At 56.3% G+C, this 24,624-nt stretch carries 22 protein-coding genes and 1 pseudogene; 14 read left to right on the forward strand and 9 right to left on the reverse strand.

Going from position 1 to position 24,624, the window contains the following annotated elements; genetic code table 11:
• Positions 1-82 precede the first annotated feature (82 nt).
• The gene (locus QTL96_RS27415) at positions 83-1,399 is read right to left on the reverse strand and encodes an alpha-glucosidase/alpha-galactosidase (protein ID WP_289729938.1); all 1,317 of its coding nucleotides are present in this window, start codon (positions 1,397-1,399) and stop codon (positions 83-85) included.
• Between the two features lie 98 nt (positions 1,400-1,497).
• Here QTL96_RS27415 and QTL96_RS27420 point away from each other — a divergent pair, with 98 nt between their 5' ends.
• From QTL96_RS27420 to QTL96_RS27430, 3 genes and pseudogenes are all read left to right on the forward strand, one after another.
• Complete coding sequence (locus QTL96_RS27420) at positions 1,498-2,352, forward strand: helix-turn-helix domain-containing protein (RefSeq protein WP_113199527.1); 855 nt, start codon at positions 1,498-1,500, stop codon at positions 2,350-2,352.
• 135 nt (positions 2,353-2,487) lie between these two features.
• Entirely contained in the window at positions 2,488-2,766 is a 279-nt protein-coding gene (locus QTL96_RS27425) for a BON domain-containing protein (RefSeq protein WP_112943754.1), read from the forward strand.
• Positions 2,767-3,097: 331 nt separating this feature from the next.
• Positions 3,098-3,355: pseudogene (locus tag QTL96_RS27430) on the forward strand (hypothetical protein); the annotation flags it as partial.
• A gap of 802 nt (positions 3,356-4,157) precedes the next feature.
• Here QTL96_RS27430 and QTL96_RS31320 read toward each other — a convergent pair.
• The 3 genes from QTL96_RS31320 to QTL96_RS27440 all read right to left on the reverse strand — a co-directional run bounded on the left by QTL96_RS31320 (position 4,158) and on the right by QTL96_RS27440 (position 5,581).
• Entirely contained in the window at positions 4,158-4,484 is a 327-nt protein-coding gene (locus QTL96_RS31320; RefSeq protein WP_354669150.1) for a DUF982 domain-containing protein, read from the reverse strand.
• A gap of 150 nt (positions 4,485-4,634) precedes the next feature.
• Positions 4,635-4,874 (reverse strand): hypothetical protein, encoded by a 240-nt coding sequence (locus tag QTL96_RS27435; RefSeq protein WP_112822836.1) that lies wholly within the window; start codon positions 4,872-4,874, stop codon positions 4,635-4,637.
• Positions 4,875-5,206: 332 nt separating this feature from the next.
• Positions 5,207-5,581 (reverse strand): hypothetical protein, encoded by a 375-nt coding sequence (locus QTL96_RS27440; protein WP_113199520.1) that lies wholly within the window; start codon positions 5,579-5,581, stop codon positions 5,207-5,209.
• 259 nt (positions 5,582-5,840) lie between these two features.
• On the opposite strand from QTL96_RS27440, the gene QTL96_RS27445 reads away from it, so the two are divergent.
• The 4 genes from QTL96_RS27445 (at position 5,841) to QTL96_RS27460 (ending at position 8,817) form a co-directional block, all read left to right on the forward strand.
• Positions 5,841-6,083 (forward strand): helix-turn-helix transcriptional regulator, encoded by a 243-nt coding sequence (locus QTL96_RS27445; RefSeq protein ID WP_113199528.1) that lies wholly within the window; start codon positions 5,841-5,843, stop codon positions 6,081-6,083.
• Positions 6,080-7,366: a type II toxin-antitoxin system HipA family toxin gene (locus QTL96_RS27450; RefSeq protein ID WP_113199521.1), complete on the forward strand. Its 1,287-nt coding sequence runs from the start codon at positions 6,080-6,082 to the stop codon at positions 7,364-7,366. The genes QTL96_RS27445 and QTL96_RS27450 overlap by 4 nt, the downstream gene beginning before the upstream one ends.
• 301 nt (positions 7,367-7,667) lie before the next feature.
• Positions 7,668-8,096: a hypothetical protein gene (locus QTL96_RS27455; RefSeq protein ID WP_112943749.1), complete on the forward strand. Its 429-nt coding sequence runs from the start codon at positions 7,668-7,670 to the stop codon at positions 8,094-8,096.
• A gap of 124 nt (positions 8,097-8,220) precedes the next feature.
• Positions 8,221-8,817: a hypothetical protein gene (locus QTL96_RS27460; protein WP_162735168.1), complete on the forward strand. Its 597-nt coding sequence runs from the start codon at positions 8,221-8,223 to the stop codon at positions 8,815-8,817.
• Between the two features lie 394 nt (positions 8,818-9,211).
• Here QTL96_RS27460 and QTL96_RS27465 read toward each other — a convergent pair whose 3' ends face one another.
• Positions 9,212-10,585, reverse strand: coding sequence for an ISNCY family transposase (locus tag QTL96_RS27465; protein ID WP_289729939.1), 1,374 nt, complete (start codon positions 10,583-10,585; stop codon positions 9,212-9,214).
• 231 nt (positions 10,586-10,816) lie between these two features.
• On the opposite strand from QTL96_RS27465, the gene QTL96_RS27470 reads away from it, so the two are divergent.
• On the forward strand, positions 10,817-11,212 hold the full coding sequence (locus QTL96_RS27470; RefSeq protein WP_289729940.1) for a hypothetical protein: 396 nt from the start codon (positions 10,817-10,819) through the stop codon (positions 11,210-11,212).
• Between the two features lie 466 nt (positions 11,213-11,678).
• The gene (locus tag QTL96_RS27475) at positions 11,679-12,761 is read left to right on the forward strand and encodes a 3-deoxy-7-phosphoheptulonate synthase (protein ID WP_289729941.1); all 1,083 of its coding nucleotides are present in this window, start codon (positions 11,679-11,681) and stop codon (positions 12,759-12,761) included.
• 151 nt (positions 12,762-12,912) lie between these two features.
• On the opposite strand, the gene serA is transcribed toward QTL96_RS27475, so the two are convergent.
• Positions 12,913-14,151, reverse strand: coding sequence for a phosphoglycerate dehydrogenase (gene serA, locus QTL96_RS27480; protein WP_289729942.1), 1,239 nt, complete (start codon positions 14,149-14,151; stop codon positions 12,913-12,915).
• Positions 14,152-14,837: 686 nt separating this feature from the next.
• On the opposite strand from serA, the gene QTL96_RS27485 reads away from it, so the two are divergent.
• The 5 genes from QTL96_RS27485 to fhuB are packed head-to-tail and all read left to right on the forward strand — an operon-like array spanning position 14,838 to position 21,501.
• On the forward strand, positions 14,838-16,868 hold the full coding sequence (locus QTL96_RS27485) for a TonB-dependent siderophore receptor (RefSeq protein WP_289729943.1): 2,031 nt from the start codon (positions 14,838-14,840) through the stop codon (positions 16,866-16,868).
• Positions 16,869-16,911: 43 nt separating this feature from the next.
• Entirely contained in the window at positions 16,912-17,808 is an 897-nt protein-coding gene (locus QTL96_RS27490) for an alpha/beta hydrolase-fold protein (protein WP_289729944.1), read from the forward strand.
• 3 nt (positions 17,809-17,811) lie between these two features.
• Positions 17,812-18,642 carry an ATP-binding cassette domain-containing protein gene (locus tag QTL96_RS27495; protein ID WP_289729945.1) on the forward strand — a complete coding sequence of 277 codons (831 nt, stop codon included), beginning with the start codon at positions 17,812-17,814 and terminating at the stop codon, positions 18,640-18,642.
• A 13-nt stretch (positions 18,643-18,655) separates the two neighbouring features.
• Entirely contained in the window at positions 18,656-19,537 is an 882-nt protein-coding gene (locus QTL96_RS27500; RefSeq protein WP_289729946.1) for an ABC transporter substrate-binding protein, read from the forward strand.
• Complete coding sequence (fhuB, locus tag QTL96_RS27505; RefSeq protein ID WP_289729947.1) at positions 19,534-21,501, forward strand: Fe(3+)-hydroxamate ABC transporter permease FhuB; 1,968 nt, start codon at positions 19,534-19,536, stop codon at positions 21,499-21,501. The genes QTL96_RS27500 and fhuB overlap by 4 nt, the downstream gene beginning before the upstream one ends.
• 92 nt (positions 21,502-21,593) lie before the next feature.
• On the opposite strand, the gene QTL96_RS27510 is transcribed toward fhuB, so the two are convergent.
• The 3 genes from QTL96_RS27510 to QTL96_RS27520 form a co-directional block, all read right to left on the reverse strand.
• On the reverse strand, positions 21,594-22,658 hold the full coding sequence (locus QTL96_RS27510; protein WP_289729948.1) for a GlxA family transcriptional regulator: 1,065 nt from the start codon (positions 22,656-22,658) through the stop codon (positions 21,594-21,596).
• 262 nt (positions 22,659-22,920) lie between these two features.
• Positions 22,921-23,352, reverse strand: a complete 432-nt coding sequence (locus QTL96_RS27515) for a hypothetical protein (RefSeq protein ID WP_289729949.1) — start codon at positions 23,350-23,352, stop codon at positions 22,921-22,923.
• Between the two features lie 458 nt (positions 23,353-23,810).
• On the reverse strand, positions 23,811-24,203 hold the full coding sequence (locus QTL96_RS27520; protein ID WP_289729950.1) for a hypothetical protein: 393 nt from the start codon (positions 24,201-24,203) through the stop codon (positions 23,811-23,813).
• Positions 24,204-24,624 lie beyond the last annotated feature (421 nt).

The raw sequence follows: 24,624 nt of genomic DNA on the forward strand, positions 1-24,624 counted from the left end.
TTCTGATTTTTTTTGATCGTTTTATTATTGCGCAAACAAAACGGCGCCTCGAGAAAGGCGCCGCCGAAAGGGTAGGGGATGTTCAGTGGTACTTGGGGAGCAGATCACCGTGTTGCTCGATCAAATCGTCAACCATGCGCCAGATTTCGTCGGGCGACAGCTCGGCGGATGTGTGAGGATCGAGCAATGCAGCCTGATAGATCCGGTCTCGCTTGCCGGTCAGCGCTGCTTCCACGGTCAGCTCCTGGACGGAAATGCTCAACCTCATGACGGCCGCGAGCTGCGATGGAATCTTGCCGATCCGCGTCGGCTGGATGCCATTTCGGTCAACATGGCAGGGAACCTCGACGATGCATTCCGGGGGAAGATTGTCGATCAGTCCGTTGTTCGGAACATTGCCATAGATCAACGCGGGCTTTCCGGTCACCATCGCATGGATGATGCCGGCGGCATATTCGTTGCTGCGGCAAACGTCGATCGGCTTGCCGCCCTCGAGGTCCTTGCGCAACGCTTGCCATTCGGCAATCTGCACTTCGCATCGGCGGATATATTCGTCGAGCGGTATGTTGAGCTGTTCGACCAGTTCCGGCCGGCGATCCTTGATGTACCAGGACGTATATTCAGAGAAATGCTCGCTGGATTCGGTGACGAAATGGCCGAGCCGTTTCAGGGCGTCGAAACGGACACGGTCGTCCGCCGGAACATTGCCCTCGGCGGCAAGCGCCTTCAGTCTTGGATAGAGATCTTCGCGACGACCATTGGTAGCGATCTTTTCGTACTTAAGAAAAAAGGCAATGTGATTGATGCCAGCAGAGACGTAGTTGATGTCGTCGATATTCTCGCCAAGGCAGTTTGCCAGATGGCCGGCGGTGTGTTGCACGCTGTGGCACAGGCCTACATTGCGGATTGTCGGAGCGATCTCCTTGATTGCCCAGCAGTTGATCGCCATCGGATTGACGTATTGCATCAACAGCGCATTCGGACACACATCGACCATGTCGTGGCAAATGGCCTCCAGCACGGGAATGGTCCTGAGGCCGCGAAAGATGCCGCCGATGCCGAGCGTGTCGGCAATGGTCTGTCGCAGGCCATACCTCTTGGGAATGTCAAAGTCCGTGACAGTTGCGGGCTTGTAGCCGCCAACCTGCATCATCAGGACGACGAAATCCGATCCCTTCAAAGCTTCCCTGCGATCCAACGTTGCTTCGATACGCACGGAATTGAGGTTGAGCGCCTCGCATATGCGTCGTGCGACGATCTCGGATGTTTTCAGACGCTCCGGATCTATGTCGAAAAGGCTGATGACGTAATCATGGTCGGATGGGGTCGATAGCACATCACCTAGAATGTTCTGGGCAAACACCGTACTTCCGGCTCCGACGAGGCATATTTTCGGCATTCGGTTCTCCTTTGATTGTATAGGACCTTGATGCCTCTTTTAATCAGGAGATTCTTCTCGATAATGGCATATTGTCTCTTGGATCGGAGCACAAGACGATGCATGCGGAAGAAATAGACCCGGAGGGAAAGTGGCTCGCGTCGCCACGCAACTTTCTCGTCGAGGAGCATGTAGCCGATACGATGACATCGGCGCATTGGCATGATCACATTGAGATCAATTTGCTTCGCGAGGGATCGATGACCTACCTGTTCAATGGGAAGCAGGAGCATGTCGAGGCTGGGCGTCTCGTCTTATTCTGGGCGGCAATTCCCCATCAGACGGTTTTTGTGACCCCGAAATCACCGCTCGTCTGCGTCTATCTCCCGCTTCCTGATTTTCTCGCAATGCCGATTGAAGCAGCTGCCAGACAGTCCATCCTGCAAGGGGCATTTCTACACGAGCCCAACCCTGCCGACGGAGTATCGTCTTCCGGCATCCGATGGGTTCGCGAATGGAGCAATGGCGATCAGGCAAGGCGGCAATTGGTCATCGACGAGGTTGCTCTTCGCGTCCGCCGGCTTATTCTTGACCACGCAGACAGCGGTAACACTCGCCGCGAAGCGACGGCACTTGCGGGACCCGGCATCCGCTATACGCAGGCGCTCACAGAGATAATAAGCGAGCGCTACCGTGAGCCCTTGACACTTACCGCCATCGCAAAGCTGGCCCGGGTTCATCCCACAACCGCCAACAGGGCGTTTCGCGACATACTTGGGATATCGGTCATGGACTATCTCACGCGGTTTCGCTTGTCGCGTGCCATGCAACGACTGGCGGAGACTGACGATCCGATCCTTGAAATCGCGCTTGATTGTGGTTTCGGCTCGCCGGCGCGTTTCTACGCCATTTTCAAGCACCACACTCGAGATACACCTCGCCAATTTCGTATGACGATGCGGCTGAGATCGTAGCGCGCTTAATTGTCAGTAACACCGGACTCACTGCCAGGGAACAAACGCCGGTCCGCGCTTGTTCTTCAATCAGAGCGGCAGACAACGGATGCTCGCTGAACATCATGCACCTGAGATTGGTCAAGGAGAACAGAAATGGTGACGCAAGAACGGAACTTTCACGGACTTAAACCTGAGTCTGATGTCGAAACACCCAACAGCGCAAGCGTGGAGACGAGAGTTGCCAACGCTCTTGCAAACGATGGATCTCTTGATCCGTCCGACATCGTAGTGGTCGATGTAAACGGTCAGATCACCCTGCGCGGCGCGGTTTCGAGTTTGGCCGAAGCGAAACGCGCAACTGAAGTTGCCGGATCCATCGCCGGAGTAGTCTCCATCGTTAACGCCTTGGAGATCGTCGTTGGAAACGGGTAGCGGCGCGCAGCGGGCGTCGATTCCGAAGCTAATCAAGGCACTTGATCGGATTGCAAAGAGCCTGCGAGGGGGCCGGTGGTGACCGATAGCGCTGTCCTTTTAGAGAAGTCCCAGACTGCCAAGAGCTGTCGGTGTCTCCATCGCACATTGCGCTTGTCGACACTTTGAAAACCAACACGACCATTTGTGCGCCCTTGTGGGTTGGGAACAATCGAGCGGCTGTGCGGTTCTACACATGATGAGATTTGGAGGATGGAGAATGTACAGACTTACCAAGTACGCTTTTGCCGCGGTAATTATCGCTGCAGATTTGACGATGGTTTCGTTGCCTGCCGCCGCGCAAGGTCTGGAACTACGCGTCGGGCCCGGTGGTGTCGATGTACGCGATCGTGACCGATATCCCGATAACTATGAAAGAAGCAGACGCGGCTGCAGCCCAGACGAGGCTTTAGACGCCGCCCGTGACGAAGGTTTTAGACGTGCCAGAATTGCAAGCGCGAATTCGCGTAGAATTGTAATCGAAGGTATGACACGCCGCGGTCCGGATAGGATCGTTTTTGCAAATGCGCGAGGTTGCCCCGAGATCTGATCTGACACGAGAGGTGAGGGGGCGACTGGAGGGTCGCGCCCCTAAGATTTCCAACCTGATCCACCGTCCTCCGCTCTTATTCGTGATCGGCATGCGCGCCCATGCATTCCCCAGACCAGCTCTCGTTCATAAACGGCTGTTCGTTTGCAAGATGATCAGGATGAGTGTTGCGGACATGTGACGAACATCTCGCGAACGAAGATCGTCCTCAATCAAATGGAGGAGTGCGCTTCAGGTTCCCAGTCGCTAGGGTTTTCCTTGGATTGGCTTCGTGGCGTTAACATCCTTGGAACCCAATCCGCTAAAGCCCGTCGCGGCCTTGCTCGCGGCGGGTGAAACCTTTCTGGGTAAACCCATTCTGTTTTAAAAAGCGCAATGACAGCCTCTGAGGGGGTCTAAAGACCTTGTGTCGTTGATGTTGCAGGTTCTGCGCACGACACCAGGGCTCGACCCCAAGTCGGGGCCGGTATCCGGCAAGGTCAGTTTCATGCCGTCGTCGACATCGCGTCGCTGGTAGCCCCAAATCTGGCAACTAGCGTTCTATCGTTCAGAGTAGGCGCTGGCGATCCCCCCGAGATCTCATGACGATCCTGCGCCCTCGTGGTGCTTCCCACAACGCGAACTGTGGCAGTCACCGTTTGCACCCTCGACGGTTTTACCATCGGGTCGACCAATCAACAGCCGTCAAGGCTAAAGCGATTATCTGGGCGCAGATGCAACGGAAAAGTCAGCTAGGCATCTGCCCACTCGCACAAGCGCGACGCGATTTATGCATGGGGTCACAGTCGCCTTCAATCTGGAACTACAGTCGATCATGCACCGCTGAACGTAACGACTTCACGTTATGGCTCGGCCTTGGGCTGTAACGAACCACGCGCTCGTTGCAAATCTCAAACCCAACTTCGGCACAGGCAATCACGAAAAGCCTTCGGGCATGCTCGGGTGACTGAGCCTTCATCAACGCAGCCTCACAGCATCTGGCAGCCTCGTGGCAGCTCGACCCTCCCCTGACAGGCCACTCATTTTGCAGAAAATCGAGCGTGTCGTGCACGCTCCTGAAATATCGGTTGGAACCACCGAGCAACCGAACAACGACGGGCTCCGCCCAAAATACATCCGACCGCAACACGTTCGCCCCCCCATTTCAGCAGAAACATAACGTATCGCTAATATTGCCGGGTGTAAGCTCACCCTTCGCCGGATACTAAGCCTTCTGTAGGACTGGGCACGTTGCTGGCTACGCCGATCGGCCAGTCCTGCTTTCAGTGACGAGCCCGATCTAGCCGAACATGTCGGTTGCCGCGGAGCGTTCAGGCGTGGACATACTACCGGCGTCGGCGAGTTGATTTCTAGCAACAGCGACCAGATGATCTGTATCGAGCGGACAGCCCTCCTTCACTAATCGAATCAAGAGCGTAGCAATCTGAAAAACCGACTTTCGGTCACGCTCGATCCCAAGTTCCCGGCAAATGGCCTTCAAGGCGCTATTGATCGCCGAAATCTCAGACAGCTCTTCCATCACATCTTTCTGCTTTCAACTGTATGTAGCTCACTGGCAGTCGCGCCCCCAAGTACTCAATGCCGTAGACCAGAATCGCAACGCGCGACAAGTTCGCATTCAAACCGCCGACTGTCGAGGCAGCACGCTCAGACTTTTATGGGCGCAACAACGTGGGAACATCCCACGACAGCCTCATGAGCGACGAGTGACCCCACCTAAGTGGCTTAAGACATCGAGAGGGAAGCTCCCTCTAGAGGGCAGACGTTCCAGCAAGGCACACTACCGAAACTGGGGAGGGCAGGGGAATGAGCCTCGTCACTATCGACTTGCACTCTTCTCCAAGTTCGCACTTAACCCTCGCGCCTCAACCAAGCGAGCTTCCTTGCACGGGAGCTGAACATGCACGAATACATCCGCGGCATATTATCCGATAACACCGAGCCGAGAGCTTTTATCGTTGTCACGACGACATTGCCATCTGCGATGCACTTCGAACGCATCAAGGCATCGGTTATTGCGCAATTGAGTAGCGAGCAACACCAGGTCTGAACAAAATCGCCGCATGGGATCGCCGCGATCTTTTGGAGTGGTAATGTATTATGGTTGTTGCAGATGATTTGAAGCGGAAGCGTGCCGAGGTCGGCACCGAGATCGAAGTGCTGCGCGCGCAGCTCGAGACGTTGGAGCCTGAACTTGCCGCCTTCAGTGTCTTCATCGAACGCCACGATCCGAGATACTCGTCCAACCTTGCACTGCGGAAGGCAAACCGATGTCAAAAGCGAATTAGGACGCCTCGATCGCAGAGATGCTGAAAGACTTCGATTTGCGAGAGTCAATCAAGAATGTCCGTCGAAATCACGCACTTGCGAATTTTTGAAATGCTACTATATTCGCACTAAACACTATTTTTCGATGTTAGGCGTTATTATGTTCGCATTTAACATGTCTTCCCCAGCCGAAGTTATTCGAGGTTTGGCGGAAAGAATGAAGCGCCGAAGAATTCAGTACGGACTGACCCAGCGTGACCTAGCGGAAAGATCGAATGTCTCATACGGATCACTAAGGCTCTTTGAGAAAAGTGGGAAAATCTCGCTCGAGAGTCTCGTGAAAATTGCCTTCGTCCTAGAGACCGAGGCTCAATTCGACCAATTGTTTCCAGGTCGGCAGCCGCAGAACATCGATGATGTCGTTGATCGTCCTCTGAAGCAGAGGGTACGCCGAAAATGAAGTTCAAAACAATCCAGCAGATGAGCGTTTATCTGAACCTCGAAGGGGGCGAGAAGAAACTCGGTAGGCTCGCTTGGAGTGGCAAGGAACGAAGGGCCTACTTCGAGTACTCGGCAGAGTTTCTCGCAGCGCCGCTTTTGATTTCGCCATTCCATATGAAGGCATCCACTGGCCTGATTGCTGCGCCACGCGATCCATTTGACGGGCTCCATGGCCTGTTCAACGACAGCCTGCCTGATGGCTGGGGCCGCCTATTGCTGGATCGCCGTCTCCAGCGATCGGGCATCGACTACACTCAACTCACTCCCATTGACCGTCTTTCCGCGGTAGGCAGAACAGGCATGGGCGCGCTGACATACGTTCCTGACTTGCCGGACGATCAAAGACAGCCAACCGACGCTGACCTAGACTGGTTTGCGGATCAGGTGGAGTTGGTGCAGACGGAAATGGACGTCGCTGACATCGATAGTTTGCAGGGGGCGCAAGGTGGGTCCGCAGGCGCACGGCCAAAAATTATGATCGGCTTTAACAAGATCGAGAACGCCTGTGTTATAGACTACGGCCAGCAGTTGGATCCGGAGTTTGAAAGATGGATGGTCAAGGCCCCAAGTTCTGACGACCCGCGGGAAATGGGCGCCGAGGAAAAGGCCTATGCCCTCATGGCGGTAGCTGCGGGGCTGGAAATGGCCGAGACCCGCCTATTTGACACCCGGAAAGGAAGACGTCTTTTCGCGACAAAACGTTTTGATAGGACAGGTGCCGGCAGGCTCCACATGCACACGGCAAGCGGCCTGTTAAATGCCAGCCATCGCGAGGCCTCTGTGAACTACGAGCAACTGCACAAGCTTACACAGATGATGACCCGTGACGCTGTGGAAGTCCTCAAGATGTTCCGAAACATGGTGTTCAATGTTTACGCCAAGAATCGCGACGACCATGCGAAGAACCACGCATTCCTAATGCAAAGGAATGGCCATTGGTCCTTGGCGCCCGCATACGACCTTACCTTTTCGTCCGGACCAGGCGGAGAGCACAGCGCGGCGATCGCTGGGGAAGGTAGGACCCCTGGCATGCCTCACCTCTTGGCGGTCGCCAGAGGGGCTTCAATCTCGGATCAGGATGCCAAGAATGTTATAAAGCAGGTGCGAACAGCCGTCGACCGATGGCCGGAGTTTGCTGAAGAAGTCAGCCTATCTAGATCGCGCACCGTTGAACTCGACAAATTCTTGAACGGCGATCGCTCGGCCCAGAGACTTCGCGTGTCTTTTGATCGGAATGATTAGATCATTTCCAGGCCAACCCGAGCAGCCAAAGCCCCAAGCGATCATTATACGAGTGGTTTCAGCCCGAAGCGCTAAATCCCGCCTAGGAGTTGGTGGAGCTGTTACCCAATTGCGGGAAACTACAATATCGGAACACGAGTCGCGCGGCCAAAACGATTATGATGTCCATGCCAATCCGCGGGCTAACAGCGCAAGACAGACGGCGAATTCATTGTCAACAAGTTGTAAACTACATTCAGTGCATACTGTCCCAGACTAAGTACTGTCGCAAATGGTTATATAGTTCTCAAGGATTGAAACGATGGCTGACGAAACCAACATTGCGCCTGCAGCGGATATCGCATCTGTGGATGCATCTGCAAAGGCAAAGGAAAAGAAGACCCGTGCGCCCCGCAAACCAAAAGCTGCACCGGAAGCCATCTCTGGCTCGTCGGTAAGCGCGCCAGCTAAAAAGACCCGCGCACCTCGCAAAAAGGCAGCTTCTGCGAGCGAGGCGGTTGTCGCTGCACCGGCGGCCAAAACGCCCGCCTCTGCAAAGAAGGCAGCACCAGTTGCAAAGAGCCAGCCGGCTAAGCGCGCCCCGCGCAGCACAGTGGCTGCAGCTTCCAACGCCGACGGCTTTTCGGACCTGCTGAAGCTGGAAGAAGAAAACCAGAAGCTTCGCAAGTCCCTGTCGGAAAAGCTTCGCGCCGAGAACGCGGACCTTCGTAAAAAGCTCGGTCTGTCCTGATAACAGGCGGCGCCTGGGTTCAACAACGAAGTTCACCCACACCTAAAGACCGGGCTTGCATTGCAAGTCCGGTCTTTGCCTTAGTACAATGCGCCCGACAATAACGAGTCGGGGAGTATTATCCATGCGATCGCCATGGCAGGTATTGAAAGGCTTTGCCTCGCGCAGCAAGGCAGATGGGACCTCCGAGCATCCGGACGAGGCTGAGGACGTCCTTGGCCTCGTACCTGAGGAGCCCCAAGCAGACGAGAGCACACATCCACAACATTTACCCGACCTGACGCACTCGGATACGGATACAGTTTCGATCCGTGTCAGCATCGCAGCAGAAGAACCAACAGCGCTGGCACAAGAGCAGCGGGCGACGGACGAAAGTTCAAAGCCTCCTTTGCGAACCGAAGTCTCATTTGCGCACGAGGATGCACAGATGCCGGAGTTGGTCGAGGCGAAGGCACCACCGACGACAAGTGCGCCACCCCCTGCAAAAGTCGATGGACCCTTAGGCAACCAGGCGCATGGAAAGCAGACTGCGCGGGCAGAAAGAAAGTCCAGCAGGGCCACTTCACTTGATCATGATGCCCGCCAGTCCAATGAGATCGGCGTCGTCGATCAAGCTATGGCGCTCGAAACGGAGATAAACGCGCTTCGGGAGCAGCTTTCGGAGAAGCTTCTTGCGCAAAACACTCATTTGCGCATGCTCCTCGAACGATACGATCCATGACTGGCCACTGGCTCGCATTTTGAGTTCAATCTTCGCTGATGAACAGGCCTCCCAATGCAATCAGCGAATCGTAAGGTCACTGCATGGCGTTCTCAGCGGCCTCGCGGAAAGTAGCAATCGGCGAGGGTGATCTGCGTATAGCATCGGGACATGCCAAAATCTCCAAAGTGAAGCCATTGAAATCATTGGCATGTCGCACTTGGAAATAGAATGTACCGGCTACAATTAAATGTGGCAGCGATGTTGGAATGTCCGCCGGTTTGCAAAGTAGAAATGTCCGACTGGTCGCTACACGGCACATCGACCAGCCCCGATCTGACCGGCTGATACCGGTTGCAAGATCAGATCGGGGCGGGTGGTAAACACACCCCTTCGGCTTTAGCTTTGAAACACGTCATTCCGCAGCCTGCTGCCGCAACAGTGCCTTCTGGCGCTGTGCGATCACTGCCGGATCATTCATGGTATCCGTGCGTCTTCCAGGCTTGCGACCTCTCGGCTTATAGCCATTCTTGTCGCTGTTACTCTTCACCTTCGGCTTGTCCTGCTGCTCCTGGCGCTCCTTGATATAAGCTAGAACATCACCCAACCGCTTGTTCTCAGTGATCGCCGCATGCGTCACCCGCTGGTCCTTGTCAAACACCGTGTAGGGCAGGGAGTGGCCTTTCCACCGTACATCGAGGCGACCGTCGGCATAGGCATAGGTCTCGACATAGCGCCCCACCAGCCCACGCGTCACATCGGTCTCCTCCAGCATGATCCGCTTGCGCTCGAACGAAAACGTCAGCTGCGATCCAACATAGCGCTGCTCGCGTTTGCACAGGATCTCCGTCAACCGATCCGGCGCCAGATTCATCGGCCGATGCAGATCATCAGACCGGGCAGGGGTAACCGCAAAACGCGCATTGTAGTCCTCCATGAAACCAGGCAAAAACGTGTTGCCGGCCTCCATGCTGTCGATGCCGCAAAGCCTGAGCTCCTTGACCAAGCGGTCCTGCAGCGTCCGGTTCATGCGCTCGACACGACCCTTGGCCTGGCTCGAATTTGCGCATAGAATCTCGATGTTTAACTCGCAAAGTGCACGCCCGAACTGGGTCATGCCCTGGCCACCTTTGGTATCCTTCTTCGCCACCCGGAACACCGAATGCTTGTCCGAATAAAAGGCAATCGGCGCGCCGTGACGGTGGAGATAGAGCTCCAGCGCCTCGAAGTAGGTGAAGGCACTTTCCGAGCGCACGAAACGCAACTGCATCAGCCTGCCGGTCGCATCGTCGACAAACACCAGCAGCGAGCAAGGCGGCCCGCGATCCTCGAACCAGCGATGCTCCGATCCGTCGATCTGCACCAACTCGCCACAAGCCTCGCGTCGAAGCCGCGGCTGATGAAACGTCCGGCGCTGCTTGCGCGACAGCCACAGTCCGGCCTCGGACATCCAACCGCGCACCGTCTCGCGTGACACCCGCAAGCCATCGCGCTCAGCTAACTTCTCCGTCGCCAACGTCGGACCGAAATCCGCATAACGTTCGCGAACCAGCGTCATCGCATAATCGCGAACCCCATCGCTGATCCGATTGTTCGATGGTCGGCCGATCGCCTTGTGCCGGACCGACGCCGCGCCGCCAGTTCGCATCCGTTCCAGCAACCGACGCACCTGGCGCTCGCTCAGATCAAGCACATGCGCCGCCGACACCGTCGTCATCCGTCCGCCGACGACCTTCGATAAAACTTCGATCCGCTGCAGATCGCGCTCGCTCATCGCTATCAATCCCATCTGCAAACTCCCAGGCATCATTCAGACCCGGGGAGTGTGACATTCCAACTTTGCAGAAACAGGACATTCTAACTTTGCGGCTACATTAAAAAGTTGGGTAATAAACATTATGGAACTTATGCCCATTCACTAGGAGCTTGCCAAGCAAATCAGAATAGACGCCGGGACAGTATATGTTCTCACGTCACCCATACGAGGGATGCCAACCGACAAGAAGCTCGTAAGACTAGTATGGTCAACCCCATTAAACTGTCGGGAGATTTCATGTTAAATCGCAGAGCTTTGATTGTTGCCATCGCCGCGTCGGGAGTGCTCGGTGTAGCCAGTCCCATCTTCGCAAAAGACGCTGCGTCTTGGGATGGCACTTGGTCAGGGACGAGTAGCGGAGGCGGGAGAAAAACGACCGTTAAGATCAGCAACGGAAAGGTCGTATCCTGGACCAACAATGGCTTCGCGAGACCCAAGGTGACGGGTTCGGTCAGTGGCAGCACGGTCAAGTTGGACGACAACAATGGCTGGACAGCCACAATGACCATACAGAGTGCTGACAAAGCGAAAATCTCCGCCAGTGGCATAGGCAACAACGGCAAGCCCGCAAAAAATGGCGCGGTTCTCACCAGGCGATAAAGCGCCGAACAGCGCGGTAGGGCGATGTTAGACCTTGCGCTACCGCCTCACGGCAAGTGGCAAAGGCAATGGGAAAGCGACGTCATTTGTCATCGGTGCCTCGATGGCGACCGCCTGGCTGCTGTCGGAGGAACGCTCTGACAGTGCCGAAGCGGTGATCGCGACGTCGACGCCCCTGCCCGTCCTATCGCCGCATTCCCGTAAGCACCTAGCAGGCTAATTCCGCCGACCTTGCTCCAGCTCGTGAGCGAAGAATGGAGATCGTAAGTGACAAGTCGCTCGGCTTGTTGTAGCAAGGTGGCATGTCTATCGCACGCGCCTATGTTTCCCGATTTTATTATTACCGTACCTCGGTGCGGAAGCGGGAGCGTGCGTAGCTAAGAAAGACGCAATTTCACCCGACCAACCGCTAGTCAACCTGGCGGTTTTTTTATGCGCCCGGTATGACCTCCTGGAGACCAATACCGTGACCAACCCGACTGACGACCTGCGCATCACCAATATCGTCGAACTCTCCTCCCCTGCACTCATTGTCAATGAGCTGCCGCGTGACGAGGCAGTCAGCAATACGGTGCTGGGCGCACGCAGCGCCATCCATGATATCCTGACCAAGAAGGACGACAGGCTTCTCGTCGTTGTCGGCCCCTGTTCCATCCATGATCCGGTCGCGGCGATCGACTATGCCAAGCGGCTCAAAGAACAGCGCGACCGGCTGAAAAGCGACCTGGAGATCGTCATGCGCGTCTACTTCGAAAAGCCGCGGACGACGGTCGGGTGGAAGGGCCTGATCAACGATCCCGGCCTCGACGGTAGCTTTCGGATCGAGGATGGTCTGCGTATTGCCCGCAAGCTGCTGCTCGATGTGAATGAACTTGGTCTGCCGGCGGGCTGCGAATTCCTCGATACCATCACACCACAGTACATCGCCGACCTCGTCAGCTGGGGTGCGATCGGAGCGCGCACGACTGAAAGCCAGGTCCACAGGGAGCTCGCCTCCGGCCTCTCCTCGGCAATCGGCTTCAAGAACGGCACCACCGGCGATGTCCGTGTCGCCCTCGACGCCATCATGGCCGCCTCGCAGCCGCATCATTTTCCGGCGGTGACGAAGGACGGCCGAGCAGCGATTGCGTCAACGAGCGGCAACGAGGATTGCCACGTCATCCTGCGCGGCGGCAAGCAACCTAACTATGATCGCGAAAGCGTTGCAGCAGCAATAGCCGCGTCCGGCGACGCGAAGCTCGACCCGCGTGTCATGATCGATGCAAGCCACGCCAACAGCCGCAAGGATCCGGAGAACCAGCCCGCCGTCCTGCAGGATGTCGCTCAGCAGCTCGCAGACGGCAATGATGCTATCATCGGCTCAATGCTCGAGAGCAACATCGTAGGCGGCCGGCAGGACCTGATCCCCGGTAAAGAGCTCGTCTACGGCCAAAGCATTACGGACGGCTGCATCGACTGGACGACGACAGTTCAGACCCTGGAGACACTGGCTTCTGGCGTGAAGGCGCGCCGGGCGGCATCATTTAGACGCGTCCCACTGCAACAATAGACCGCAGCCCTCACAACGCCACAGGTGGTAGCATCTATGATGCAAATCATTCCCCCTGGCGCCCGTTTGAAACTAACCCATGCAAAGGGGCGCAAACTCGTCCCTTTGCATATCCGATATCAACCTCGACCTTGCGTAGAAGGATGCACCGTCAATAGAGCAATCGCGTTCTGATCGTGCCCGGTATCACGCGCAGCGCCTGTAGAATTTCATCGGAGGCCTCGTAAACGCCCTCAACCTCGATCACTACATAGCCCGTGTCGCCATGGGTCTGCAGAAACTCTGCAATGATATTGAGCCCACGCGAGGAGAAGATCTCGTTGAGTTTGATAAGTGTGCCGGGACGGTTTTCGTGGACGTGGATAAAACGCGTGCCGTTCGGACGCTCGGGCAGTTGCACCTGGGGGAAATTGACCGCGCCCATCGTTGAGCCAATGTCGGAGTACTCGACTAACTTCCTTGAAACTTCACCGCCAATGCGCTCCTGAGCTTCTTCAGTGGAACCGCCGATATGCGGTGTCAATATGACGTTGCTCAAACCCTGCAACGGCGTTTCGAAACGATCCCTATTCGACGCCGGCTCCACAGGAAACACGTCGACGGCAGCCCCGGACAGATGTCCTTCTTTCAACACCTTCGCGAGCGCATCGAGATCAACGACAGTGCCGCGCGAATTGTTGATGAAAATGGCGCCCTTCTTCATGCGACGTAGTTCGGTTTCACCGATCATGTTCCGGGTCGATGTCGTCTCAGGTACATGCATCGTCACATAATCGGAAATCTCGAGAAGTTCTCCGAGCGACGCCATCGATTCCGAATTGCCGCGGCGCAGCCGATCGGAAAGATCAAAGTAGCGCACAACCATGCCCATACTTTCTGCAAGCGCACTGAGCTGTGAACCGATATTGCCATAGCCGACTATGCCGAGCGTTTTGCCACGCACCTCGCGGCTGCCAACGGCAGATTTTTCCCAGCCGCCCAGATGCGCTGAAGCAGAGCGCGGGAAGATCTGTCGTGTGAGCATGATGATCTCGCCGATCACAAGCTCCGCCACCGAACGGGTGTTCGAATAGGGCGCATTGAAGACTGGTATTCCGCGGCGCCGCGCCGCGCCCAGATCGACCTGGTTCGTGCCGACGGAGAAACAGCCGACGGCAATCAGCTTTTTGGCAGATTCGAAGATCTCGTCTGTCAGCTGCGTTCTTGAACGAATACCAATGATATGCGCGTCCGCAATGTGGCTCTTGAGATCCCTGTCGTCGAGTGCCTTGGGCAAATGAGTGAGATTTGTGTATCCAGACGCTGCAAAGTAATCCACGGCGCTTTGGCTGATGCCTTCGAGCAGAAGCACAGAGATCCGGTCGCGAGAAAGAGAAAGCTGGCGAGTCATGATAGACCTTTGGTATCCGATAAAATCTGCCGACATCTCAAAGAGACAGCTGCGGCGCGCTCAACATGGCTTTGCGACCATTCGATAAGCATTGCAAGCGCAAAACCCCCATCACTTTCCCGCCTCACCCCGAAGGCATTTGGAGGTGAAGCCAACGACGCGAGGATGCGGCAACGCTTCCAATTGCCTAAAACTCTGTTTCAACAGAGAAAAGACCGGCAAAAACGGCCGTCGAGCTTTGCTGCACGCTCCTCGGTCGGACTGGTCACAAGAATGTCTTTAGCCAGTCGGCATCTTCCAATTCCGTGTACCTTCAATCGCTCATCTGCGGCGCCGTCCCCGGCCCGGCCCCTGGGCCGGTTTGGCTGAAATCTACGCGGATACTCGATCCCGCTTCTGAGCAGCCTGTGTGGATCGACAAAAAACGCTGACAAATGCCGGTAAAATTCCGCTCTATATCTTGACTCATTTAGTTATGTTTTTATTGATGCGCTCGAAGGCAATGCGCCTTTCAGCGGCAAAAACTGCCGCGTCGAGAATTTCAGTCTTGCGTCAGCGACATGCCGGCGCCGCTGCTTGCCGGGAAGGGTCGCGCAATGGCATATTCTTTCGAACGAACTCGCACCGGTCGAGGTCTTGTCAGTTCCACAATGCTCGTGGGAATGGTCGCTGCAACCGCTCTGAATATGAGCTCGGCCCTCGCACAGGACAGCAACAGCACCGAACTCGAGAAGATAACCGTCACGGGCAACGGCGCCAATCCTCAGTCCATCAAGGAAGACAATGCGACGGTCGTGCCCAAACGCACGATATCGGCCACGAAGACAGACACCCCACTTGTCGAGACGCCGCGTTCGGTATCGGTTGTCACCCGCGCAGAAATGGACGAGCGCGCCGTGACCGACATGATCCAGGCGGCTCGCTATGCTTCAGGCGTCACCACCGGTGCCTTCGGCTACGACCCGCGGTTCGATCAGATCTACATCCGAGGTATCGAGACAACAACTACCGGCGACTTCCGTGATGGCCTGCGCCAGCCGATCATGAACTACGGCTCGTTCATGACGGAGGTTTACACATTGGATCGCATCGAGGTCCTCAAGGGGCCAGTATCGGTGATGTACGGCGCGGCAAGTGCCGCTGGCATTGTCAACCGCATCTCAAAGCTGCCACTGGATGAAGCTCATCACGAGGTCGAGCTGCAGTACGGTACGTTCGGCCGCAAGCAGGCAGCCTTTGATTTTGGTGGCCCTGTCAACGACGAGATCGATTACCGTCTGGTCGGGCTGGCCCGCGCAGGCGAAGGAAGCTACGACATCGATGATGATCGTTATCTCCTGCAGCCATCCGCAACCTGGAAGCCAAGCGACGATACGACCTTCACCATTTACGGACTGGCGCAAAAAAGCGAGACAGGCGCAAGCGCATGGAGCTACCTGCAGGACAAGGACGTCTTCCTTTACACCGATCCCGACTTCAACAGCCAGAAGGTCGAACAGTATCAGCTGGGGTACCAGCTGGAGCATGAGTTCGAAAACGGTCTGACATTCCGCCAGAATGCTCGCGCAGGCGACGTGGATCTGAAGGCTCACTATCTAAACCGTATCCTGGTCGACAATGACGGCAACTGGCCGACCACGGCAGTGACCGAAGACATGCGCAGCTACCAGATCGACAACCAGCTCGAAGCCAAATTCGATACTGGCGAAATTTCCCACACACTGCTTGGCGGCCTCGACTACACGTGGGTCTCGTCCGACTTCGCGATGGGCAGCGATAGTGTCGCACCAAACACTCCCGGCGCCATCGTCCCGGTCCCGGCGCTCAACTACTTCACCGGCAGCAGCCTCAATCAGACTGGCGTGTATGCGCAGGATCAGATCGAATTCGGCAACTGGCGCGCCGTGGCAGGTCTTCGCTATGATTGGGCACACCAGGAATCAACGGTGAAAGGCGCCGGCGGCTCGACGGATGAAAAGGACGATGGCGTGCTTTCCGGCCAGGTGGGACTGCTCTACCTGTTCGACAATGGCATCGCCCCTTATGTCAGCTACGGAACATCGTTTGTCCCATCGACCGCCTTGTCGGAAGATGGCTCGGTTTTGGACCCCACAAAAGGGCGGCAGATCGAAGTTGGCGTGAAGTACCAGCCAGAAGGCGAAAACTACTCACTGAGCGGCGCCGTTTATCGCTTGGTCGAGACGAACAAGCCCCAATATGCCTCAAGCTTCCTGTTCTCAGAGAACTCAGGGGAGAACACCTATACGGGTTTCGAACTTGAAGGCCGCACCCAGTTCGATAACGGCATCAGCCTGATTGCCGCCTACACCTACTCCCACGCAGAGATCACCGGCAATAACGATGCGACCTTGATCGGCAATGCCCCTTCAACGGTGCCGCGCCACGTGGCTTCGTTGTGGGTGAACTACGCGATGCCGGAGACCTCCGCCATACCTGGGCTGACCATCGGGGCCGGCATTCGCGCGATGAGCGACTCCTTTACGAGCGACGCCAACACAGCCAAGAACGCCGGCGTCGGCTATCTGGATGCCGTCGTTTCCTATGACTTCGGCGTGAGCTCTCCAGAACTAAAGGGACTATCCCTTTCGGTAAGCGCCACAAACCTCGCCGATCGTCGCGAGCAGGTCTGCACCGATGGCTACTGCTACACTGGCCAGGGTCGTACGGTCATGGGATCACTGAAATTCAAGTGGTGACGAGCATTGCAGCCACTTATCGATCGACCAGGCGATAAAAGGGATGAATATGACTGATCAAGCATACGCCTTGCCCGGAACCGTTCATTTCGACCTTGAGCCAACCGACGGTGGTGACCCATACCGCATCTTCCTGTTCATACCAAAAGGCGAGCCGCCTGTGGGCGGCTGGCCTCTTTTGGTCACGACCGACGGGAATGCGACATTCCCTTTCGCTTTCGCCAGTTTGGTGACGCAAGCGCCCTATCCAACTGGAACTAACGTCGATTGGGGGGTTGTTGCCGCGATCGGCTACCCCTGCGAGGAGCCCTATGACGCCTTGCGAAGGGCTTGGGATCTCGGCCCTCCGCCAGTCAAATCCTATCCGCCATATTTCGAGGGCGGACCACCCGTCCGTATTGGCGGGACCGGTCAACTCGTCGATTTTATCGAACACCGACTTTTCCCACGCCTTGACGCAGTGACGCGCATCGATGCAACGCGCAGGTCGCTCTTCGGCCATTCGTTCGGTGGGCTCTTCACGCTTTATGCTCTCTTCGAACGTCCAAGCCTATTCACCAACTGGATTGCTGCAAGTCCGACGATCTATTGGGAGGAAAGCGAGATCCTGAACAACGAGGCAGCGCGACAGCCCGTAATTGGCCCGCCGGTTCTTCTTCACCTGTCGGCTGGCGAGTATGAAGGCGATGAGCTTGCTCCCTTCCAATATCGCAACGGCGACGCTGCGTCCCGTGCGGAGAAACGCAAGGTTGAACGTACGGTGACACTTGCGCGGGAAATGGCGGATCGGCTGCATGATCCCGCCACCGGCATTCAGACGCAGTTCGAGCTCTTCGCCGGACAAACACACATGTCGGTGCTCGGACCAGCCGTAAATCGAGCCGTTGGTATCGCTTTCGAAAGCGCTCGCGCCGACGGCCATCAATCGCTGACACGATAGTCAATGGAAAGGGCGAACACTTTGACCTCGCTAGAGCCTGACCAAGCATCCTCCCAGGTGCTAACGGCGTTCGACGTCAGCCAGATTGGGCTTTCCATCCAGGGCAACACCATCCTGTCAAACGTCAGCCTCAAGTTTCCCGTTGGGGAAGTCGTCGCTCTGGTCGGGCACAATGGATCGGGCAAGTCCAGCCTTTTGAAGATTCTAGGGCGTCAGCTGGTGCCCACATCAGGAACTGTTGCGTGTGGCGGCTATGAGCTTGGTCACTACGGCGATCGCGACTTCGCCCGAGCGGTCGCCTATTTGCCGCAAGATCTCAGCACTGGACTTGAGATGACGGTTCGCGAGCTTGTTGGCTGCGGACGCTATCCTTGGCACGGCCCTCTCGGTCGGTTTTCCGAGGTCGACAAGAGTAAGGTCGATGCCGCTCTTGGAGCAACACACATCGAGATGCTTGCCGAGCGCTTGGTCGGCACCCTGTCCGGCGGCGAACGGCAACGCGCCTGGATCGCAATGCTGGTCGCTCAGGATGCGCGCTGTCTGCTCCTGGATGAACCGACTGCGGCACTCGATGTGGCCCATCAGATCGAGGTTCTTTCGCTCGTTCGTCGCCTTGCCCATGAGGGCGGCAGGAGCGTGGTGATCGTCCTTCACGATATTAACATGGCAGCGCGTTTTTGCGATCGCATTCATGCACTGAACAAGGGGCATGTCGTTGCCAGTGGAACACCGGCCGAAATTCTCGTGCCCGACACCCTGCACGACATCTATGGAATCGACATGAACGTTATCGCCGCGCCCAATCTGGATCACCCACTTGCCTACGCGTGCTGAACCCGGTGATTTAATGCCCATCTCGCGAAGGACCTTTCTGCAGCATGCGATTGCCTTGACGGCTACTCCAGGCATGGCCTTCGCTCAGGCACCTGGCCAAAGAATTGTCAGTCTGGATTACGGGCTGTCATCGACGCTTCTCTCCCTCGGCCTGCCGCCGGTCGGCATCTCCGATCTGGCGGACTGGGGTCGCTGGGTGGTCGAGCCGGTCATGCCAGCGTCTGTCGTCGATATCGGCAGCTCGTTTGAGGTGAACTTCGAAACTCTACTCCAGCTGAAGCCGGACATTATCCTGACGACACCCTATCTCGACGAGCTTCTGCCGAAGTTGACGTCCTACGGCCGGGTTGTCCGCCTGGAGATATTCACACCTGATAGTGGACCTGTTCTTCAGTCGGCAATCGCGGCGACACGCAAGCTAGCGGTTAAAATAGGGCGGCAGACGCAAGCGGAGGCATTTCTTCTTAGATCCGATGCATTCTTCGAACACTGCCGACAGCGACTGGCAGGAAAAAACACTCCGCCAATCGCATTAGTCAACTTCATGGATGCGCGTCACGTCCGCATCTATTCCAATCCTGGACTGTTCCACGGTGTTTTTGAGCGGATCGGGGTTGAAAACGCATGGTCGGGGACATCCAACTATTGGGGGTTCGAAACCATCGGCATCGAAGACCTTTCCAGGATCACGGACCCGGATGCGCGCCTCGTGGCCTTTGATCCCGTCCCGCCAGACGTGCTTCCCAAACTTGCAGAAAGCCCTTTGTGGAACCAGCTTCCATTTTCTCGTTCGGGGCACCTATCGATCCTTCCCGCAGCACTGATGTTCGGCATGGTGAACGAAGCCATCCGATTTGCAGGTCTCCTGACCGATCTCTTGGAGCGCGACGCATGACTATTTCTCGTCGAGACGTCCTCGGGCCGGCGCTCGTCGTTGCCGTGTTTGTCATCCTCGGAGGCTGTGCGTCTCTGTTGCTCGTCACCCCCTCCTTGAGGGCACCTTCTGAGGCGAGCTACGATGCAACGCGGCTCGTACTCTATTACTCGACCCTGCCTCGACTTGCGACCGCAATCCTTGCAGGCGCAGCACTTGCTTTAGCGGGTGCTTTGTTTCAGCAGGTCTTGCGCAATCCGCTCGCGGATCCGACAACGCTTGGTGTCTCGGCAGGCGCGAACCTCGCACTGGTCGTGGCAACGCTCTTCATCCCTGGGCTGCTTGGGGCCAATCGCGACCTCGTCGCTCTGACCGGAAGCGCGGCTGCAGCAGCGATTGTTCTTGGTCTTGGCGCGAGACGCGGGTTTTCGCCCTATTCGCTCGTGATGTCCGGGCTGGTACTCAGCCTTTGGTGCGGCGGCCTCGCGGCTATTCTAACCTATCTCAATCAGCGCTATCTAGCGAGCCTGTTCATCTGGGGAAGCGGATCCCTGTCTCAACAGAGCTGGGTCATACCAACGTCCTTGCTTTGGAAGATCACGTTAGTGGCCGTCGTTTGCTCTTTGATCATGCGCCCCCTGTCACTGCTCGATCTCGGCGACAACAGCTCAGCATCCCTCGGTGTCAAGGTGGGCCGACTTCGTGTCATCGCAATCGCCTGCGCTGTCGCCCTTTCCGCCTTCGTAACAAGTGCTGTCGGGGTGATCAGCTTTATCGGTCTAGTGGCACCGACGCTCGCGCGGCTTTCAGGCGCGCGGCGTCCCGGACAATTGATCTTTTGGTCTTCTCTCATCGGAGCCAGCCTCCTCTTCTGCGCCGACGCGGTACTCCAGCTGGTTGCTGGTGGGCTTGGGGACTTTCTGCCGACGGGCGCGGTTACGGCGATCTTCGGATCTCCTCTTTTGCTGGCACTTTTACCCCGGCTGAGAATTCGTCATCGGATCCAACAGTCTGCCGTTTGGAACAGGCCTCGGCAATCGCGGGCATCAATAGGTCTCGTCTACGCAACGGTCGGATTGCTTTTGGTCATCGGCCTGAGCATGTTCGTGGGACGCAGCGTCGACGGCAGGCTGGCAATTCTATCTGGCGAGATGGCGCCAGACATTCTGGCAATTCGCGCACCGAAGGTGTTCGCCGCTTTGGCGTCGGGAGCGATGCTTGCGGTCGCAGGGTCGATCTTGCAGCGGCTTACCGGAAATGAGATGTCGAGCCCCGAGGTTCTGGGTATCAGCGCAGGATCGACATTCGGCGTTGCAGTGGGCCTGTTTGCAGTCGCGCCTGGCCTGTTTGGCCAGTTTGCCTTTGCGGTCTCCGGCGCAATCGCAGTCCTCGCCGTCATTTTCTTTAGCTCGCGCCGATCCGGCTTTTCTCCTGAACGCGTGCTGCTTGCCGGGATCGCACTGAGCGCGATGGTCGATGCAGTCGTGGGCGTGTTAAGCTCGACAGGAGACCCAAGGGCCGCTCTTCTCATGCGGTGGATGAGTGGCTCAACTTATCTGGTCGACGGATCGACAGCCCTAACAGAGATAGGCGTTGGTGCAGTTCTTGTCGCTCTTGCGTTCGCAGCCCGACATTGGTTGGACATCCTCCCACTTGGGCCATCGCCGGCGTCAGCGGTTGGCTTGTCGTTGACGAAGACGAGACTTAGCCTCTTCGGCCTGGCCGGTCTAATGACCGGGGCGGCTACACTTACCGTCGGCCCCCTGTCGTTCGTCGGCCTGATGGGCCCGCATCTGGCGCGAGAGGCCGGTCTGACGCGCGCATTGCCGCAGATGATCGGGTCGGCGGCAATCGGTGGCGCTCTCATGGTGCTGGCCGACTTCCTGGGACGTACGATCGCAGCCCCCTATCAAATCCCGGCCGGACTGGTTTCCGCCATGATCGGCGCGCCGTTCCTGATGTTCATGATGCGGAAGAGAGCCTAACCCTGTACCGACAAGTCAATTTCGGCGCTACGGTCAGATGGGAACCAGGCTGGACAAACGTACGCCATCCAGATGCGATTGCGTTAGAATTATCAATAATCATCTTCCGCACTGGTCAGCGCACTCACCGGCTGCTGGATTGCTTGATTTCCCAGTTTCAACATCTTCCGGACCGTCGCTGGAGGACTGCCGAAACGTTCTCGAAACTTGCGGATGAAGTGCGAGGAATTCTCGAAGCCCGTCATAACAGCAACTTCCGACAGGCTCACGGAGGTCGTACGAACGAGACGGTTGGCACTATCGAGACGCATCGTTAGGTACGCTGCGGAGGGAGAAACTCCCAATCTCGCTCGGAACGAGCGTTCAAGCTGCCGTCGTGACAGGCCTGTCTGCGCAGCAATGTCCTCGATCTCCAGCAGGTCCTCGACATGTTGCTCCATGATCAAGAGCGCCAATTCGACCCGCTTGTCATCGGCGGCCCGTCCAAGCGGGTTGCGCGTCTGCATTTCCTTGGCATCTCGTCGTCTGCTGATCTGCAGTATCTCCAAAGCATTTCTTTCCGCATACTCACCAATATGCCGGTTCAACAGGAACGCGGCCAGATCGGCTGCGCTGCTTCCTCCAGCGCAAGTGATCACGTTGCCATCCTCAACAAACAGTTCGTGTGACGAGACTGAGATTTCAGGAAACTTCTCGCGAAATTCTCTATGATGCAGCCAGCTGACACACGCTCGCTTGCCCCTTAACACACCTGCCGACGCCAGGACAAAGCTACCCGTGCAAAGACCGATGATAGGCACGTTGCTTTCAAATGCCGTTTTGAGATACCGGAGGACTTCACCATCCAAGACCTCGTCTTCGTTGAGACGCCCTCCCACGACCACGAGATAGGTGAAATCAGTAGCGGGCTTCAGCAACGTCGTTGGAACGACCTGAACACCCGAGCTTGACGTAATAAAATGGTTCGTCGAGCTCATCACGGACCAATCGCACGCGATCCGGCCGGAATTGTCTCCTTGGTCGCTACCGAGACGTAAAGTATCAACGAACAGGGAAAAGGCATTCAACGTGAAGTTCTTAGCCAACAAGAAGCCGATCTTTAGCTTGACCGGCGGCTTGCTACTCATTTGGTTCTGGGCGGCTCTATGGCGGATCATGACGCGCCCAACCTATCACGCAAATCTTCTGATTTGAACGTGGCACAGCACTTTCCTGCTTCATTTCAATGCGAGCCGATTACCCCACCAGCCATCAAAGCTCGCTCGGCTGCGAGTTCGTGGCTCGGCCTTCCGAGCATCTCAATATGTGCTCGCTTACCAGATGGAAGCCTTTGAGTGGACTCGGAAAACCGAGTTGATCTATGTGCGCCGATCCAAGCCATTCGCACGGGTGTCGGATAATCTCGATAGCCGACAGAAGCTAGCCGATGGCAGCTATCTCCTGCTCGAATTCGCGCATCCCTGCATAGCCTTCCTGGGCAGGTATCCGACCCGAGCTGATCATTTTCTCGGTACATACTTTGAACAGCTTCAGATATGCGTTACCCTTGTCGTTGAGTATGCCTCGGTAGCTGTGCAATTTCCCAGACAGGATCTCAGCAGAAACATGTTCGGCAATCATCATACGCGTGGCGTCGGCTATTGACCATCCCCGCTTGATGATCAGATCTGCTGCAAAACTGCCTTGAGCAATTAGGGTCGCAAAAATTTCCTCAGCGGCATCATCGAAGGCCCTCTCATTGGACCTCCCGCTCCCTCGGTAACGGACACGGAATTTCTCAACCTCGGACCAGAGCACTTGAACTTCAGGTGAAAACGAAGCGTTCCTCTTCCGCTTAAAGAAACCAAACATGTCACCTCCCGAATTCCCATGGAAGCGATCGCCTCCATCAATCCTCCAAGACCTAAGCTGATTCACCGGTGCCGTCCACTTGGACGCTAAACCTCGACATTCTGCGAGCCGTGAGTGCGGCATCCGCGTCGTCGCACCGTGAGAACGCAAGAAGCTTCAAAGCCCGTGCTTTTCGCGATCGACGTCGTCGATATCGGAAACCCATCATGGCGGTGACCGTCGAGTGGTGATCACATACACTAGGTCACACGCTAACCGTCAGGTCAAACTTGTTTGAGGGCGGGCCAAAAGCATCTTGATGAAATGCTCCCAGTGGCCCTCCCGTAATGCGTTTCGCTCGGTTCAATAGGCGTCCGAAGTGGAAGTCCTTGACCTTCTGCGGATCACACTTATCCAGTCTCGCCCGGCAATCGTTCTCCCGGTCAAAGAAAGAGCCGCCCGGAAAGGAACGTTTGGTATCAATCCAGGCCGAGCTTCTTGCGTAGGTCTGCGTTCTCGGAACGGAGCTTCTCCGCCAGCGACTTACGCAGCTTCTGATTCTCAGCTTCAAGCGCAATCAGATCAACAACACCGTCAGCGCCAGCATGAGTAGAAGATGGGCGCTTTGTCTCCGCCCGCTTAGCCTTCAGTGGTTCTGCTTTTGCTGCAACCTTTTGAGTTGCTTTTGCCGCGGCACTCACAGATGATCCCGCAGATACGGATTTGGTCTTCGATGCGCGTTTGGCATTCTTTGCCGCAAGTGCAGCGGCCATCTCTTCCTTGCTTCGGCGGCGCGCACGCGTTTTCTTAGGTTGCACCTGCGCCACTGCCGGCTCTGCGTTTATCGAATTCTCGGAAATTTCGTCGGCCATGAACGTCTCCTAAATGATTAGCAGCCTTGTCTTGTACCGTACAAAGCAGAGTGTCAACATTGTCGTCCCTCCTGCGAAGGTCTCTGTCAAACGAAGTGCATGAAGGCAGGCGCGAGAATTCGTCGCATGAAGAACGGCTTTAGTCCCCCATTAAGCTCAGCTGCGTCACGCTGATGCTTGCCATCTTCGGCGCGCTTTGAGTTGGAACTGATCACCTTAGAACAGCCGCCGACTAGGATGAGGTAAGAATAACGATACCACCAGGTGAGGTCCTAAGATGCCTCAGCGACAGAGCACCATTGGTTAAACGGCGACGGCCAGGGAATGCTTCACAGTTATGAATCGATGACACGTAATCGATTCATAACTCTCGTTGGACGACGAGTGCCCACCGCGCGATTCTTGTATCATGATCGCTTTG

Source organism: Rhizobium sp. S163, assembly GCF_030380805.1.
Classification (GTDB): Bacteria; Pseudomonadota; Alphaproteobacteria; order Rhizobiales; family Rhizobiaceae; genus Rhizobium.

Coding starts and splice junctions, on each gene's coding strand:
- QTL96_RS27415 (WP_289729938.1), bottom strand. CDS start 1,399: ATGCCGAAAATATGCCTCGTCGGAGCCGGAAGTACGGTGTTTGCCCAG.
- QTL96_RS27420 (WP_113199527.1), top strand. CDS start 1,498: ATGCATGCGGAAGAAATAGACCCGGAGGGAAAGTGGCTCGCGTCGCCA.
- QTL96_RS27425 (WP_112943754.1), top strand. CDS start 2,488: ATGGTGACGCAAGAACGGAACTTTCACGGACTTAAACCTGAGTCTGAT.
- QTL96_RS27435 (WP_112822836.1), bottom strand. CDS start 4,874: ATGGAAGAGCTGTCTGAGATTTCGGCGATCAATAGCGCCTTGAAGGCC.
- QTL96_RS27445 (WP_113199528.1), top strand. CDS start 5,841: ATGAAGCGCCGAAGAATTCAGTACGGACTGACCCAGCGTGACCTAGCG.
- QTL96_RS27450 (WP_113199521.1), top strand. CDS start 6,080: ATGAAGTTCAAAACAATCCAGCAGATGAGCGTTTATCTGAACCTCGAA.
- QTL96_RS27455 (WP_112943749.1), top strand. CDS start 7,668: ATGGCTGACGAAACCAACATTGCGCCTGCAGCGGATATCGCATCTGTG.
- QTL96_RS27460 (WP_162735168.1), top strand. CDS start 8,221: ATGCGATCGCCATGGCAGGTATTGAAAGGCTTTGCCTCGCGCAGCAAG.
- QTL96_RS27465 (WP_289729939.1), bottom strand. CDS start 10,585: ATGGGATTGATAGCGATGAGCGAGCGCGATCTGCAGCGGATCGAAGTT.
- QTL96_RS27470 (WP_289729940.1), top strand. CDS start 10,817: ATGGTCAACCCCATTAAACTGTCGGGAGATTTCATGTTAAATCGCAGA.
- serA (WP_289729942.1), bottom strand. CDS start 14,151: ATGACTCGCCAGCTTTCTCTTTCTCGCGACCGGATCTCTGTGCTTCTG.
- QTL96_RS27485 (WP_289729943.1), top strand. CDS start 14,838: ATGAGCTCGGCCCTCGCACAGGACAGCAACAGCACCGAACTCGAGAAG.
- QTL96_RS27490 (WP_289729944.1), top strand. CDS start 16,912: ATGAATATGACTGATCAAGCATACGCCTTGCCCGGAACCGTTCATTTC.
- QTL96_RS27495 (WP_289729945.1), top strand. CDS start 17,812: ATGGAAAGGGCGAACACTTTGACCTCGCTAGAGCCTGACCAAGCATCC.
- QTL96_RS27500 (WP_289729946.1), top strand. CDS start 18,656: ATGCCCATCTCGCGAAGGACCTTTCTGCAGCATGCGATTGCCTTGACG.
- fhuB (WP_289729947.1), top strand. CDS start 19,534: ATGACTATTTCTCGTCGAGACGTCCTCGGGCCGGCGCTCGTCGTTGCC.
- QTL96_RS27510 (WP_289729948.1), bottom strand. CDS start 22,658: ATGATCCGCCATAGAGCCGCCCAGAACCAAATGAGTAGCAAGCCGCCG.
- QTL96_RS27515 (WP_289729949.1), bottom strand. CDS start 23,352: ATGTTTGGTTTCTTTAAGCGGAAGAGGAACGCTTCGTTTTCACCTGAA.
- QTL96_RS27520 (WP_289729950.1), bottom strand. CDS start 24,203: ATGGCCGACGAAATTTCCGAGAATTCGATAAACGCAGAGCCGGCAGTG.